The 13,899-nt window shown below is 66.5% G+C and carries 15 protein-coding genes; 7 read left to right on the top strand and 8 right to left on the bottom strand.

The annotated features are described in order from the left end of the window. A complete protein-coding gene (locus tag ACEN9P_RS13795; protein WP_477661593.1) occupies positions 1-921 on the top strand; it encodes a LysR family transcriptional regulator in 921 nt (306 codons plus the stop codon). A gap of 10 nt (positions 922-931) precedes the next feature. Here the strand turns inward: ACEN9P_RS13795 and ACEN9P_RS13790 are convergent, their stop codons facing one another. Both ACEN9P_RS13790 and ACEN9P_RS13785 read right to left on the bottom strand, forming a co-directional pair. After that, on the bottom strand, positions 932-1,717 hold the full coding sequence (locus tag ACEN9P_RS13790; protein ID WP_477661592.1) for a crotonase/enoyl-CoA hydratase family protein: 786 nt from the start codon (positions 1,715-1,717) through the stop codon (positions 932-934). Continuing rightward, positions 1,711-1,983 carry a DUF2917 domain-containing protein gene (locus tag ACEN9P_RS13785; RefSeq protein WP_495619570.1) on the bottom strand — a complete coding sequence of 91 codons (273 nt, stop codon included), beginning with the start codon at positions 1,981-1,983 and terminating at the stop codon, positions 1,711-1,713. Before ACEN9P_RS13785 ends, ACEN9P_RS13790 begins: the two co-directional genes overlap by 7 nt. Positions 1,984-2,087: 104 nt before the next feature. Between ACEN9P_RS13785 and ACEN9P_RS13780 the strand changes: the two genes are divergently transcribed. Further along, positions 2,088-3,008 (top strand): LysR substrate-binding domain-containing protein, encoded by a 921-nt coding sequence (locus tag ACEN9P_RS13780; protein ID WP_477661590.1) that lies wholly within the window; start codon positions 2,088-2,090, stop codon positions 3,006-3,008. Here ACEN9P_RS13780 and ACEN9P_RS13775 read toward each other — a convergent pair. Both ACEN9P_RS13775 and ACEN9P_RS13770 read right to left on the bottom strand, forming a co-directional pair. Beyond that, entirely contained in the window at positions 3,005-3,973 is a 969-nt protein-coding gene (locus ACEN9P_RS13775) for a pyridoxamine 5'-phosphate oxidase family protein (RefSeq protein WP_495619569.1), read from the bottom strand. The two genes, ACEN9P_RS13780 and ACEN9P_RS13775, sit on opposite strands and share 4 nt — an antisense overlap. Continuing rightward, positions 3,970-4,623, bottom strand: a complete 654-nt coding sequence (locus ACEN9P_RS13770; RefSeq protein WP_495619568.1) for a glutathione S-transferase family protein — start codon at positions 4,621-4,623, stop codon at positions 3,970-3,972. Before ACEN9P_RS13770 ends, ACEN9P_RS13775 begins: the two co-directional genes overlap by 4 nt. 139 nt (positions 4,624-4,762) lie before the next feature. Here ACEN9P_RS13770 and ACEN9P_RS13765 point away from each other — a divergent pair, with 139 nt between their 5' ends. Next, positions 4,763-5,653 (top strand): LysR family transcriptional regulator, encoded by an 891-nt coding sequence (locus tag ACEN9P_RS13765; protein ID WP_495619567.1) that lies wholly within the window; start codon positions 4,763-4,765, stop codon positions 5,651-5,653. A gap of 53 nt (positions 5,654-5,706) precedes the next feature. After that, on the top strand, positions 5,707-7,077 hold the full coding sequence (gene gorA / locus ACEN9P_RS13760; protein ID WP_495619566.1) for a glutathione-disulfide reductase: 1,371 nt from the start codon (positions 5,707-5,709) through the stop codon (positions 7,075-7,077). On the opposite strand, the gene ACEN9P_RS13755 is transcribed toward gorA, so the two are convergent. Then, on the bottom strand, positions 7,074-8,075 hold the full coding sequence (locus ACEN9P_RS13755) for an FHA domain-containing protein (protein ID WP_477661585.1): 1,002 nt from the start codon (positions 8,073-8,075) through the stop codon (positions 7,074-7,076). The two genes, gorA and ACEN9P_RS13755, sit on opposite strands and share 4 nt — an antisense overlap. Beyond that, positions 8,072-9,349 (bottom strand): S1 family peptidase, encoded by a 1,278-nt coding sequence (locus ACEN9P_RS13750; RefSeq protein ID WP_495619565.1) that lies wholly within the window; start codon positions 9,347-9,349, stop codon positions 8,072-8,074. Before ACEN9P_RS13750 ends, ACEN9P_RS13755 begins: the two co-directional genes overlap by 4 nt. 177 nt (positions 9,350-9,526) lie before the next feature. Here ACEN9P_RS13750 and ACEN9P_RS13745 point away from each other — a divergent pair, with 177 nt between their 5' ends. Beyond that, complete coding sequence (locus ACEN9P_RS13745) at positions 9,527-11,026, top strand: AMP nucleosidase (protein ID WP_477661583.1); 1,500 nt, start codon at positions 9,527-9,529, stop codon at positions 11,024-11,026. A gap of 6 nt (positions 11,027-11,032) precedes the next feature. Here the strand turns inward: ACEN9P_RS13745 and ACEN9P_RS13740 are convergent, their stop codons facing one another. Continuing rightward, positions 11,033-11,692 (bottom strand): hypothetical protein, encoded by a 660-nt coding sequence (locus ACEN9P_RS13740; RefSeq protein WP_495619564.1) that lies wholly within the window; start codon positions 11,690-11,692, stop codon positions 11,033-11,035. Positions 11,693-11,703: 11 nt separating this feature from the next. Next, positions 11,704-12,585: a hypothetical protein gene (locus ACEN9P_RS13735; RefSeq protein WP_495619563.1), complete on the bottom strand. Its 882-nt coding sequence runs from the start codon at positions 12,583-12,585 to the stop codon at positions 11,704-11,706. Positions 12,586-12,749: 164 nt separating this feature from the next. Here ACEN9P_RS13735 and ddpX point away from each other — a divergent pair, with 164 nt between their 5' ends. Together ddpX and ACEN9P_RS13725 are read left to right on the top strand one after the other, a co-directional pair. Then, positions 12,750-13,322, top strand: a complete 573-nt coding sequence (gene ddpX, locus ACEN9P_RS13730; RefSeq protein ID WP_477661580.1) for a D-alanyl-D-alanine dipeptidase — start codon at positions 12,750-12,752, stop codon at positions 13,320-13,322. A gap of 18 nt (positions 13,323-13,340) precedes the next feature. Further along, positions 13,341-13,832: a hypothetical protein gene (locus tag ACEN9P_RS13725; protein ID WP_477661579.1), complete on the top strand. Its 492-nt coding sequence runs from the start codon at positions 13,341-13,343 to the stop codon at positions 13,830-13,832. Positions 13,833-13,899: the final 67 nt, after the last annotated feature.

Here is a 13,899-nt window from a genome sequence, read left to right as displayed (position 1 = left end):
ATGAATTTCAAGCAACTCGAAGTTTTCCAGGCGGTCATGGCCTCGGGCTCGACCACGGGCGCGGCGCAGCGGCTGGACTTGTCGCAGTCGGCAGTCAGCCGCCTGCTGGCCCAGTTTGAGGAAGACCTGGGCCTGCGCCTTTTTGTGCGTGAAAAGGGACGGCTGCTTCCCACGCGCGAAGCCCAGGCCCTGCTGCAGGACACCCAGGGGCTGGTCGACGCCGCACAATGCTTTCGCCGCCATACCGAACAGCTGCGCCTGGGCGGGTTCAATCGCCAGCTGCTAAAGGTCGCGGTGCCCGGCACCCTGTCCCAGCAGCTCATGCCGTCCGTGGTGGACAGCTTTGTGCGGCTGCATCCGGGCGTGGTGCTTGAGGTGCTGTCCGGTTCCTATTCGGACGCCGAACGGGCCGTGTTGAGCCGCGAGGCCGATATGGGGCTGGTCAGGCTGCCGGTGGAAATCGCCGGCCTCCAGGCAAAGGCCTGCCTCGAGGCGGAGGCCGTCTGCATCATGCCCCGGGGCCACCCTTTGGAGAAACTGGAAACCGTCGGCGTGCTGGACCTGGCCGATGTGTCGCTGGTCCTGCTGGGCCGCCAGCGGCTGATCCGCCACGAGATCGACATGGCGTTCCGGCAGGCTCGTGTGATGCCGCGCATAGGCGCCGAAGTGCACTCCGTGGGCGTGGCCTGCGCTTTCGTGGCGCAGGGCCTGGGGGTGTCCATCGTCAACGCGCTGTTGGCCAGCTATTGCCGCGACATGAATTTCAGCAGCCGCCCGTTTCGCCCCCGCATTGCCTACCAGCTGGGTATCGCCTCGCTGGAAAAGTCACCGCTGTCCGCGCTGGGGGAGGCGTTCTCGCGGCACCTGGTCGACGCCATCATGGCGGCGGTGCGGCCTGAAGACTGCACGCGCCGGATCTGAAAAAAGGGCTTCAGCGGTGGCAAAACACCGCCGGCCGCTTCTCCACGAACGCAGCCGTTCCCTCGCGCGCATCCCGCGAGGCCGCTGCAACCATGAACTGCGTGGCCTCCATCGCCAGGCCTTCGTCGATGGGGACATTGAGCCCGCGCGTGACGGCGCGCAGCGAAGCCGCCACGGCGACGGCGGAGTTCTCGGCGATGCGGTCGGCCATGCGCAAACAGGCCGGCAGCAGCTCATGGGCCGGGACCACATGGTTGATGAGGCCTATGAGCAGCGCCTCTTCGGCGCTGATGGCGTCGCCGGTGAGGATCATTTCATTGGCGCGTTTGCGGCCTATGTGGCGCGGCAGGCGCTGCGTGCCGCCAAAGGGCGGCGGAAAGCCCAGGCGTATCTCGGGTTTGGCAAAGCTGGCGTGCTCGGCCGCGATGGCGATGCTGCAGGCCTCCATGGTTTCGCAGCCGCCGCCGAAGGCGATGCCGTTGACGGCCGCGATGATGGGCTTGGGGTAGTTTTCGACACGCCGTGTCATGGCCTGGCCGCGCATGACGAAATTCCGGTACGCGGTTTCGGGTGACGCAGCAATATCAGGTGCAAAGCCCGCAATATCAGCGCCGGCACTAAAAGCCTTGTCGCCCTGCCCCGTCAGCACCAGGCAGCGCACGCTGTCGTCGCGCTCCAGGGCGTTAAGCCTGTCCATGAGTTCGTCGATCAAGGCATAGCTCAGCGCGTTGAGTTTTTCGGGCCGGTTCAAGGTGAGCACCACATGCTGGCCGCGACGTTCGGTTTCTATCAGCATGCGGTCTCCGTGCCTTGGGGGGCGGGTGAAAAATCCAGCACGCCGCAACCGCGCGGCGCGCCCACAAAATAGGTGGCGGCTTGCGGCGTGACAAAGGACTGGCCGCTTTCCAGCACGATGTCGCTGTCGCGGCGGCCTGCCAGCGCATCGCTGGTGATCCAGAGGCAGCCGCCGGTGCAGGTCAGGACTTCGCCGCGCGGCAGGCGAAAGCGTTCCGGGATAGGCCCGAGCTTGAGCGGGGTTTGCGGGATTTGTGAGGCATGCATGGCGGACTCCTTGGAAAGTGTGGTTTGATTCTTCTTTGGAACCGGCCCCAGCGGCCGGATGGTTTGTCATCCGGGGTATTCCTCCTGCTCATACCGCTCATGCCATGCTGAACCCTTCTTCCTCCCACGCGCTGCGCGCCATGTCGCTGGACGCGATACGCGGTTTTGAATCGGCGGCACGGCACCTGAGCTTCACCGCCGCGGCCGAGGAGCTGTGCATCACGCAGTCGGCGGTCAGCAAGCAGGTCAAAAGCCTGGAGGACGCGCTGGGCGCGCCGCTGTTCCTGCGCGGCGGCAAAGGGCTGAGCCTCACGCCCCAGGGCCGGGAGCTCTATGAGGCGGCGCGCGCCGCGCTGTCGCAACTGGCCTCGGCCGTGGACCGCCTGCTGGCGGTGGACAGGGCCTCGGTGGCGGTCACCACCACGCCCTCTTTCGCCGCGCTGTGGCTGGCGCCCAAGCTGGCGAAATTCCAGCAGCGGGAGCCGGCCATCGACGTGCGGGTCGACGCTTCGGAAGCGCGTGTCAACCTCGAGCGTGAAGGCATGGACCTGGCCGTGCGGCTCTATCCGGTGCAGCCTGGCGACGAGAGCCCGCCGCTGTTGCAGGAGCAGGCCTTGCTGGTGGCGGCGCCGGCCGTCGCGGCGCGCATCCATTCGGCGGCCGATATCGCGCACATGCCGCTGCTGGTGTATTACGACCCAGCCACACGTTTCCCCTGGATGTCGTGGCCGGACTGGTATGAGCGCCTGGGCTTAAAACAATCTGCGCAGCAGCCCTGTTTGTATTTTTCGCAGTACGAGCATGTGCTGAACGCAGCCGTGCAGGGCGGCGGCATTGCCATAGGCCGCACACCGCTGGTGCTGCCGCTGCTGCGCGGCGGCCAGCTCACGGTGGTCCTGCCGGGCCAGACGGTGGACGGCCTGGGCTACCGCATCATCACCTCGGCCCACAGCGCGGACAGGCCGGCGGTGCAGAAATTCCGAGCCTGGCTGGAGCGCGAACTGGCGCTCGAAGCGATAGGCTAAGGTTGCCTGGTCCAGGTACCTGTGGCTTCCAGCACCGGCGACAGTTCCGCCTCGCCCCAGCGCAGCGGCAAGGAAGACTCCACCAGGCGCATGGACTGCACCTTGAAACGCATCAGGCGCTGCGCGCCGGCAAAAGCATCCACCTCAGGGCCGTCCCAGACGATGTCGGCCGTGACGGCCAGGTAGAGCAAATCGCCGGTGTCGAAATCGATGAACAGCAGGCCGGCGCGCGGGTTCACCACCAGGTTGCCCAGGGTGTTGAAAAAGTAGTTGCCGACAAAGTCCGGCACGGTCAGCGTGCCGTCGGCTTCCACGCGCACAAAGCCGGGCTTGCCGCCGCGGTGCGAGACGTCCACGCCGCCGGCGCGGCCGGCCCGCGTTTCGTCGCCCGCGTAGGCCGTGGCGATAAACAGGGTGTCGGCCTGCTCCATCATGCGGCGCGCTGCATCATGGAGTTGCGCCGACTCGTGCACCACCGGCCCGGCCGTTGAGGCGGGCCGGTCCGCATAGACCGGCTCGCGCGCCTGGATGTATTTGGGGCAATTCCCGAAACTCTGGCTCAGCTCCACCGCAAAGCCCTCGGCATGGAGGCCGCGGACTATGCCGTTCATGCGGTTGCGCCTGCGTGTGTGCGGCTCTATCCCCAGCAGGCCTATCGCGGCGCCGTCGGCCAGCGTGGCTTGCAGAGGGTCGCCGGCCAGCGGCCGGGCCCGCACAGTCAGGTGGCGGGCATCAGGCGAATGGATAAAACCCGGAGGCTGGGCCAGCACCGAGGCCCAGGGCTGGCCGCCAGCGTCCACCGTGCCGGCAATGACAAAAGGCAGTTGCTCAAAAAACTCGCGGTGCTGGTCGGGCATGAAGTCGCGTATCACGCGCGGACCGATTTCTTCCATGCGCTCGCGCACGGCCGCACCGACGCGCGCTTGCGCCGCGCGCTCGCCTTCATGAAAAGCCGGGGCGTTCATGCGGCCAGTCCTATGGGCGTGCGCACCATGGGCACAAAACGCGGCAAGGCTTCTATGCGGGCCAGCCAGGCGCGCAGGCGCGGATAGGCCTCAAGCGAGACATTGCCCTCGGGCGCATGGGCCGCGTAGCTGTAGTTGGCGATGTCGGCCAGCGTGGGCGTGCTGCCCGCGAGGAACGCGGTCTGGCCCAGCTGCTGCTCCATCACCGCGAACAGCGCGTGCGCGCGCTCAATGGCTTCGGGGTTGTCCGGGCGCTTGAACAATTGCACGACGCGCGCGGCCGCCGGGCCGAAAGCCAGCTGGCCGGCCGCCACCGAGAACCAGCGCTGCACCGCCGCGGCGGCCAGCGGGTCGCGCGGCAGCCACTGCTCGGCATCCGGCGCGTAGCGCGCATTGAGGTAGACCAGGATGGCGTTGGAGTCGGCCAGCGTGACGTCGCCGTCCTGGATCACCGGCACCTGGCCGAAGGCATTCATGGCCAGGAAGGCCGGCGTCTTGTGCGCCTTGGCGGCCAGGTCGATTTCGATGCGCTCAAAAGGCAGGCCCAGCAGCGAGAGGAACAGCTCCACCCGGTGTGAATGGCCGGAAATGGCGAAACGGTAAAAGCGTATGGGCTGGGCAGGCTGGGCTTTGGCGGCGGGTGTGCTCATGGCGGACTTTCGGTGGGTTGCAATGAAGAATCTCTGTGATGGATTCTGTTTGAACCGATATCCTGAATAAATGGTTCGACCTGCATTTAACTAATCCACTAACTGGATTAATTGCCGCCACAGGCGTAGCATTCCGGCCATGGACAAACTCAAAGCCATGCAGGCCTTTATCCACATTGCCGAGCAAGGCAGCCTCACGGCCGCGGCCCAGGTCATGGAGTCCTCCTTGCCGGCCATGGTGCGCACGCTGGCGGGTTTTGAGGCGCAGCTGGGCGTGCGGCTTTTCAACCGCACGACACGGCGCATCTCGCTGACCGAGGAAGGCCGGCGCCACCTGGAGAGCTGCCGCCAGCTGCTGGCCGCGCTGGCCGATGCCGAGTCGGCGCTTTCGGCCGACGCGGCCGAACCCGCGGGCCAGCTGACCATTACCGCGCCCATGCTGTTCGGGCAAATGCATGTGGCGCCCGCCGTCACGCGTTTTGTGCAGCAGCACGAGAAGATGCGCTGCTCCATGGTGCTGCTGGACCGCGTGGTCAACCTGCTGGAAGAAGGCATAGACGTGGGCATACGCATAGGCGAACCCGAGGACTCCAGCCTGGTGGCGCAGAAGGTGGGCCAGATACGCCGCCTGGTGGTGGCCAGCCCGGCCTGGCTGCGCCGCCACGGCGTGCCCAAACACCCGAAAGACCTGTTCAAGGCCAACTGCGTGCGCGTGACCGACCATTCCCCCACATGGGGCCCGTTCATGGACCAGGGCAAGCCGCTTCGCCTGGCGGTCAGTGGTAATCTGGAGTTCAACCAGATCGCGCCGGCCGTGGCGGCCTGCGCGGCGGGTGCGGGTTTCGGCTCGTTCTTCTCTTACCAGGTGGCGCCGTTCCTGCAAACAAAGCAGCTGCGCACCGTGCTGGAGGAGTTCGAGCCGCCGCCCCGGCCCATCAACATTGTTTACCCGCACGCCCGGCTGCTGCCCATGCGCACCCGGGTGTTTATTGAGTGGATGAAACAGGAACTCAAGGAGTTCCAGCCTTGAGGGCCGGCATTCAGGCACCAGATAAGAGAAGACGATAAGAAGGAACACAGCGCATGCAGACATTTGACTTTGACCTCTTTGTGATCGGCGGCGGCAGCGGCGGCGTGCGCGCCGCGCGCATGTCGGCCCAGCGCGGCGCACGCGTGGGCCTGGCCGAAGTCGCGGCCATGGGCGGCACCTGCGTGAACGTGGGCTGCATCCCGAAAAAACTCTACAGCTACGCCGCGCACTACGGCGACAGCTTTGAGGAGTCGCACGGCTTCGGCTGGGTCGGCGAGAAGCCGGTGTTCGACTGGGACATCCTCAAGGCCAACCGCGCGCGCGAAATCTCGCGGCTCAATGGCGTGTATGTGCAGTTGCTCGAAAGCGCGGGCGTGAAGATCATCAAGGGCTGGGCGCGGCTGCTCGATGAACACACCATAGAAGTCGACGACCAGAAATTCACCGCCAAACACATCCTGGTCTCCACCGGCGGCACCGCCACCGTGCCGGCGCTGCCGGGCCGCGAGCATGTGCTGACCTCGGACCATATGTTCGACCTCAGCCCTTTTCCCAAACGCCTGATGGTGGTGGGCGGCGGCTACATCGCCTGCGAGTTCGCTTCCATCTTCAACGGCCTGGGCTCGGAAGTGACGCAGGTGCACCGCCGCGACATGCTGCTCACGGGTTTTGACGAGGATGTGCGCCGCTTTATCGCCGCCGAGATGGGCAAGACCGGCATCACGCTGCGGCTGGGCACCGAAGTGAGCGCCATCACGAAAACCGACACCGGCCTGCAGGTCGAGTTCAAGGGCGGCGGCGCGGGCCTGGAAGTGGACGCGGTGCTTTACGCCACGGGCCGCGTGCCGAATGCGAGCGGCATAGGCCTGGAAACCGCGGGCGTGGCGGTCAACGCGGCCGGCGCGATCCAGGTCAACGAGCACTACCAGACCTCCGTGCCCTCGATCTACGCGCTGGGCGACGTGACGGCGCGCCTGCAGCTCACGCCGGTGGCACTGGGCGAGGCCATGGTGGTGGTGGACCAGCTTTTCGGGCCGGCCGCGGGCAAGAAGCCGCGCAACATGAGTTATGAGTTCGTGCCGACCGCCGTCTTCACCCACCCCAACATCGGCACCGTCGGTTATTCAGAAGCCGACGCGCGCGCCAAATTCGGCAAGGTCACGGTGTTCCGCGCCGACTTCAAGGCGCTCAAGCACACGCTGAGCGGCAGCACCGAGCGCACGCTGATGAAGCTGCTGGTCGAGGACGCCAGCGACCGCGTGGTGGGCCTGCACATGGTGGGCCCGGACGCCGGCGAGATCGTCCAGGGTTTTGCCGTGGCCATGAAGGCCGGCGCGACCAAGGCGGTTTTTGACAGCACCATCGGAATACATCCGACGGTGGCGGAGGAATTCGTCACCATGCGAGAGCCGATGAAATCCTAGTCAGCATCCGGATCTTCTGGCGTGTCGGCATCCGGCTCACGATCCTTGAGGCGCTCATCCAGCCGCTTGCGAATCGAGCCGGCCTCATCCAGAAACTGCGCCACCGGCACGGCAGGTGCCATGCGCAATGAGGGCGGGTACAGCGTGGACAGGTAAAGCTTGTTGGACAGGCGCTTGTTCTGCAGCCAGTTGCTGCCCAGCAAGGCCACCGTGGCCAGCACGGCGATGCCGGCCACCAGCGCGGCCAGGCCGCGGCGGCGCTGCGGCGCGATGACGGTGAGATGCACATAGATGCCGGCCGCGGCGCCCAGCAGCAGCATCAGGCCCTCAAAGCGCGCCAGGCTTTCGAGCGAGAACATAAAGGCCAGCAGGCCGGCCAGGGTGGACACCGCCTGTACCGCGAGCGAGCTGAAGCAGGCGATGCGCACATGGCGCCAGAACTGCAGGTGGCCGGTGAACAGCTTGGTGGCCAGGGCCCACAGCCCGGCCCAGACGCTGACCGCCAGGACCACCCCGCCCAGCACGCCGGGCAATTGCCGCGCGAGCTGCGAGGGCTCGGTCAGCGTGAGCCAGGACTGGCCCAGCACCAGGGCCAGCATGCCGGCCAGGGCCAGCAAGGTCCAGCCGGTGGTGCGCCAGGGGAAATGCGGCAACAGCTCCTCGGCCGCCACCGGCGCCTCGGCCAGGCGCAGGCCCAGCTTGAGGCGGCCCAGGGCCAGCGCCTCGCCGGCCGGCCAGTCGAACTGCGCACCCTGGCCATGCCGGGCGCGGCCCAGGGTCACGCCGTTGACGCTGTCCAGCACCTGCACGCTGACGCCGCCCTCGGGCCTGCGGTCTATGCGCAAATGCTCGCCGGCCACGTGGCTGTCGTCCAGCACCAGGTCGGCCGTGAGCGCGCGCCCCACGGTGACAGGCCAGTGCCGCACCTCGAGGCGGGCGACCAGGGCGCCGGTTCGGTCGGTGGCCTGCAGCAGGCCCAGGATAGGGGTGGCGCTCATTTGGCGGCCTCCCACTTGAAGCCGGCGAGGTAATGCGCGACCAGCTTGAGGCCGTTCTCGAAACTCACGCCCTGCGCATCCATGCGGCCCTGCACGCCGCGTGTGGACTGGTTGACCGACATGGTCAGCACCGACACGTCGTAAAGGCCGGCCAGCTTGCGGTAGGCGCTCATGCAGACCACGGCGCGCATGGGCATGCCGCCGGTCTCGATAAAGCGTTCCGAGCATTCGGCCGGCGTGGCCTTGCGCGAGCCGCGCGTGGCGAAAAATTCATTGGCAAAGCTTTGCGAGTACATCGCGGAAAAGCGCAGGGGCCCGAGCTTGGGCGCGTTGTAGGCCTCGTAGCGCAGGCGTATGTAGCCGGTGTTGAAGTCGCCGGCGAACACGTGGCTGTCGATCTGGCAGTCGGTGCGCTCCAGGTCAAAAGCCTTGAAGTCGGGTTCGCGCCCGCGGCCCCAGCAGCGGGCCAGCGCGTCGTCGGGCACGGGCACGCTGTAGCCGCCGTGCTTTTGCGCGGTCAGCGGCTGGGCGGTGAAGCGCTTGGTCAACAGGGCCTGGTGCTCGCCGAGCTGGCGCGCGACCTCGGCATGCGCGGGTTTGGTGATGGGCTGGGCCGTGGCCGCCCTCGCCAGCAGGGCCTGGGCGAATTCGGCGGGAATCAAAAAGCTCAGCAGATCGCCGTCCAGCCGCTTGGAGACGTTGACGCCGACCACCTGGCCCGCGTCGTCAAGCGCGGGGCCGCCGCTCATGCCGGGATTGAGCGCGCCGCCGAAAAAGATGCGCGGGTAAAAACTGCGCTGCACCAGGCCGTTGTACGTGCCTTCGGTGACGGCAAAGCCTATATCCAGCGGGTTGCCCAGCGAATAGATGCGTTCGCCGCGCGCCAGCGGGCGATCGGCGCCGCGAAAGGCCAGCTGCGGCGTCGCGCCCGCGGCCGGCGCCTTCACGCGCAGCAGGGCCAGGTCGTTGCGCACGTCAAAGGCCAGCAGTTCGACCTCGGCCTCCTTGCCGTCCACCGGTACATAGACGCCGCGGTAGCGCTCTGGCTCCAGCGCGAGCTGGCTGGCCACGTGGAAGTTGGTGATGATCAGGCCGTTGGCCGAGACAAAAAAGCCCGAGCCCACGCTGGCCTGGGTGTTGGAGTTGCGCAGCAGGGTGCGAATCTGCACCAGCTTGTCGCGCGTGGTTTCATAGGCGCGCTGGGCGTCGCGGGAAATCTGGGCCGGCGCCGCGGCCGGCGCGGGGGCCTGGGCATGGGCGGCCTGAAGGCACAAGGCCCCCAGAAGAACGAGGGCGCCCCGCATCGCGCGCAACAGCCCAAAGAGTTGCCCAAAGGGCCTGGATGGATTCATCGACGCATTCTAGGGTCTGAAGATGAAGCACGGCTTCCGGGGAGTTGCCGCACAATGGCAACATACACAGTACACAGCAGAAAGACAGGCCCGCCCTTCATGCCCTATCTCCCTCCCTTTATCGCCCCCACCCGTTACAGCGACCCGGCCGCCGCGCTGGCCCAGGTCCGCGCGATTTACGACCAGCAGATCGCCCATTTGCGCGACGCGATGCAGCGTTACGTGGCCGGCGAAACCCTTCCCGGCCATGTGCGCGCCTGCTACCCCTTTGTGCGCATACACACCGACACGGTGGCGCGCGCCATCCTGGAGACGCCCGACATCGCGCAGTTGAGCTTCGGTTTTGTCGCCGGCCCCGGCCGCTTTGAAACCACGCTGACGCGGCCCGACCTCTTCGGCAACTACTACCTTGAGCAGTTCCGCCTCTTGATGCAGAACCACGACGTGGAGCTGGAAGTCGGCACCAGCGCGCAACCGATACCCATCCACTTCTCCTTCGCGGAGAACGACCACATCGAAGGCAGTATGACGGCGGCGCGCCGCATGCTGATGCGCGATGTCTTCGACTTACCCGACCTGAGCGCCATGGACGACGGCATCGCCAACGGCACTTACGAGCCCCTGCCCGGCGAACCGCAACCGCTGGCGCTGTTCACCGCGGCGCGCGTCGATTATTCGCTGCAGCGCCTGCGCCACTACACCGGCACCTCGCCGCACTGGTTCCAGAACTTCGTGCTGTTCACCAACTACCAGTTCTATATCGACGAGTTCGTGCGCCTGGGCCATGAAGCCATGGCCGACCCGGACAGCGAGTACATCGCCTTCATCGAGCCCGGCAACGTGGTGACCCGGCGCACCGGCCTGCCCGCCGCCGAGGGCGACGATCTCGGCGTGCCGCCGCCGCGCCTGCCGCAGATGCCGGGCTACCACCTGCTGCGCGCCGACCACAGCGGCATCACCATGGTCAACATCGGTGTGGGCCCTGCCAATGCCAAGAACATCACCGACCACATCGCGGTGCTGCGCCCGCACGCCTGGGTCATGCTGGGCCACTGCGCGGGCCTGCGCAACAGCCAGCAGCTGGGCGACTACGTGCTGGCCCACGGTTATGTGCGCGAAGACCACGTGCTGGACGAGGAGCTGCCTTTGTGGGTGCCTATCCCGGCGCTGGCCGAAATCCAGGTCGCGCTGGAAAAAGCCGTGGCCGACGTGACCCATGCGGTCGGGCCCGACCTCAAGCGCATCATGCGCACCGGCACCGTGGCCTCCACCGACAACCGCAACTGGGAACTGCTGCCCGGCAACCAGCCGCAGCGCCGCTTCAGCCAGAGCCGCGCGGTGGCGCTGGACATGGAAAGCGCGACCATCGCAGCCAACGGTTTTCGCTTTCGCGTGCCCTACGGCACCCTGCTGTGCGTGAGCGACAAGCCGCTGCACGGCGAGATCAAGCTGCCGGGCATGGCCAACCATTTCTACCGCGAGCGCGTGGACCAGCACCTGCGCATAGGCATACGCGCCATCGAGCTGCTGCGCGCCGAGGGCATCACGCAGCTGCACAGCCGCAAGCTGCGCAGTTTTTCGGAAGTGGCTTTCCAGTAAGCCGGCTCAGGGCGAGGCGGCGACGGACTTGCCCTCGCAGGCGCTGCGCAGGTCGGCGGCATAGGCCTTCAGCGCCTCGGCCATGCCGAGGTTCAGGGTCGCCATGTACTCGGCGTTGCCGTTGGCGAAGTTCATCTTGGTGCCGAAGCCGTGGTAGCGCTTTTTGACCTCGCCCGCGGGCGTGGGCACGGTGGCCTGCAGCATCACGTAGGAATGCATGTTCAGGCCTGAAGTCCAGGCCTGCGCCAGGCGCAGGGCGACTTCCGCCGAACGGTTCCCGGCCGCCGCCTCGCTCGCCTCGGTCTGCACGCCGGAGGCCTTGAGCGAGGGAAGCGCGCTGGTGGTCCACTTCAGGCCGTCGCCGCTGAGCAGCGACGCACCGCCCAGCGGCACTCCGGTCGCGCCGGGCATCATGAAAATCGAGCTCCCCACGGTTTCGGTGTTCAGGCGCAAATCCTCCACCTTGCGAACATGGATGCGGCAGCCGCGCGGATATTGAACCGGCGCGGGGGCTGCCTGGGTCGGCCTGCCGAAGCTGTTGGGGGCCGGCTCTTCAAACACCATGCTGAGGGCTTCGGTGTCGGTCAGCGCATGGGCCGCCGGCGGCAGGCCGCAGGCAAGGGCCACCAGGGCGGGGATGGCGCGGAGAAGGTGATGTGCGTTCATGGGAAATCCTTTTACTTCTGCACCGAGAACAGGATGCCGCCCTTGTCGCGCAGGACCACGCGGTCGCCCTCCCTGGCGACGAGGTCGCCGGCCAGGGGCACACGCGTGCCGCCCATGGCAAACGTGTACTGGGGCTTGGCATCGGCCTTGCGGGGCGCGGCAGACGTAGCGGACGTAGCGGACGTGGCTGGCGCCGGCTGGTTGATATCCAGGCTGGCCATGCGCAGGGTCTGCAGCACGGCGCGCCGCATCATCTCGCGCACCGCGGCGGCTTCCGCGCCGGGCGCGGCGCCTGCCAGCGCGGCCGGTGCCGCCTCCTGGTAAATAAAGCTGCCGGCGTAGCTGCGCTCCGCCGCGCCGTCCTGCCACATCTGCGCATGGCTGCGGGTGGTCAGGGTGAGGGATTTCGGGTCCAGCGTGTAATAGACCAACAGGCGCATGAAAGCGCTGCCGCCTTTTGTTTTGGCGATGCGCGCGTCAAGGGCGCTCTTGGTCGGGATGCGGGCCAGCACTTCGGCGTTGCTCACCTTGAGCGCGAAGCCGGACGTGCCGTCGGCCAGCGCCGCCTTGCTCTCGCCGCGAAAGTCGATGTCGGCCAGGCGGTCCAGGAAAACGCCCATTTCGCCGCTCATTGCCTCCTGGCGGGACTTCTGCACCGACGCGTCAATGAGCGCGCCTATCAGGCCGCCGCCCAGGGCCGCGGAGACGTTGGGCGAATCGGCGCTGAAGATCACGGTTTCCTGCGGCATCAGCACCTGCACGTCGACATCGCGCACACGGTTGCGGTTTTCGGTGGTCAGCGCCTTGTTGAACATGGGCGCGCAGCCCTGCAACACGCCGCAAAAAGCCAGCAGCAGGCACGGGCGCAGCAGCGCCGACAAGGATGGACTCATGGGGGACGGCTCCTCGATAGTGCCCCCCCGCGGGGGTCGGTTGTTATGGATTTCGGGGCAGTATAAGTTGGCACCCCGGCTAAACTGTCCCAGGGCCAACAATCTTGTAGCACTTTTGTAGCAAGCCCACCACAAGTCCTTCCCTGTCACGATTGCGCCGCACCATGCCGCCTTCCAGTCCCCTCGTCCAGATCCGGGAAGCCACGCACGATGTCGTGATCGACATGATGTATGCACGGCCCGACAACTTCACCGGCCAGGTGATCTACGGCCACACACTCTGCTTTCTGCACCCCGAGGCCGAGGCCTGCCTGCGGCGCGCGGTGGCGGGCGCGCGCGCCTTTGGTTTCAAGCTGAAGATTTTTGACGCCTTCCGCCCGCATGAGGCGCAGGAAGCGCTCTGGGCGGTGCTGCCCGTGCCCGGTTATGTGGCCGACCCGGCCAAGGGCTCCAACCACACGCGCGGCGTGGCGGTGGACCTGACCCTGCTGGACGAGCAGGGCCATGAGCTGGACATGGGCACGCCGGTGGACACCATGACGGCGGCCTCGCACCACTTTTACCCCGACCTGCCGGCCGCCGTGCAGCTCAACCGCATGAAGCTGCTGACCATCATGCTGGAGGCCGGCTTTGTGCACCACCCCATGGAGTGGTGGCACTACCAGCTGCCCGAGGCCAAGGAGTTTGAGCTGGTCAGCAGCGCGGTGTTTGCCGGCTGCCTGGACGCCGCGGCCTGACGGACGGAGGAACGCCGGATGGGCTTTCTGGGGCAACAGGCAAAAGAGCAGCAGGATATCTCTGCGGAGCAGGACCGGTATCCACGGCAGCCTGGCGAGCGTAAAAAGCTGCGTCGCCGAGGGTTCGTCTGGCTGGTGATTGGCTGCACCGCGCTGGTATTGGTCGGGCTTTTCTTCCTGGGCGCTGGCTGGATAGGCTGGACCAGCGGCGAAGTCAGGATTCAGATGAAAGGGCAAGCTTCCTATGCGGCAAAGGAGCACGGCCTTCACGAACTGGATTTTTATCTCTACACATGGGGTGCCATGGTGGGGGGCGCCGTCGCCGCGTTGGCGGGACTGTTCGCGCTGGTATCTCTTCCCTTCCGCCCGGCAGTCGAACGCGACATTCTTCTGGAGGAACTGGGGCGACCGCCCGCGAGGTCAAGGGACTCGGAGGTGCCGGGATGGGCAGTTGTCATGGTGCTGGCTGGATTTTTTGCCACGCTGATCTGGATACTCCTTCGCCACTAGCACCATTGGCACCCCAGCGGCCCGCACTCAGGTCGTACGGATGGCCTGCGAATCCGGCATCGTGGAA

The sequence above is a fragment of the Polaromonas sp. Polasp52 genome (genome assembly GCF_059491565.1).
Note: the sequence above shows the minus strand (reverse complement) of the source record. Positions and strands in the feature narration are given on the sequence as shown.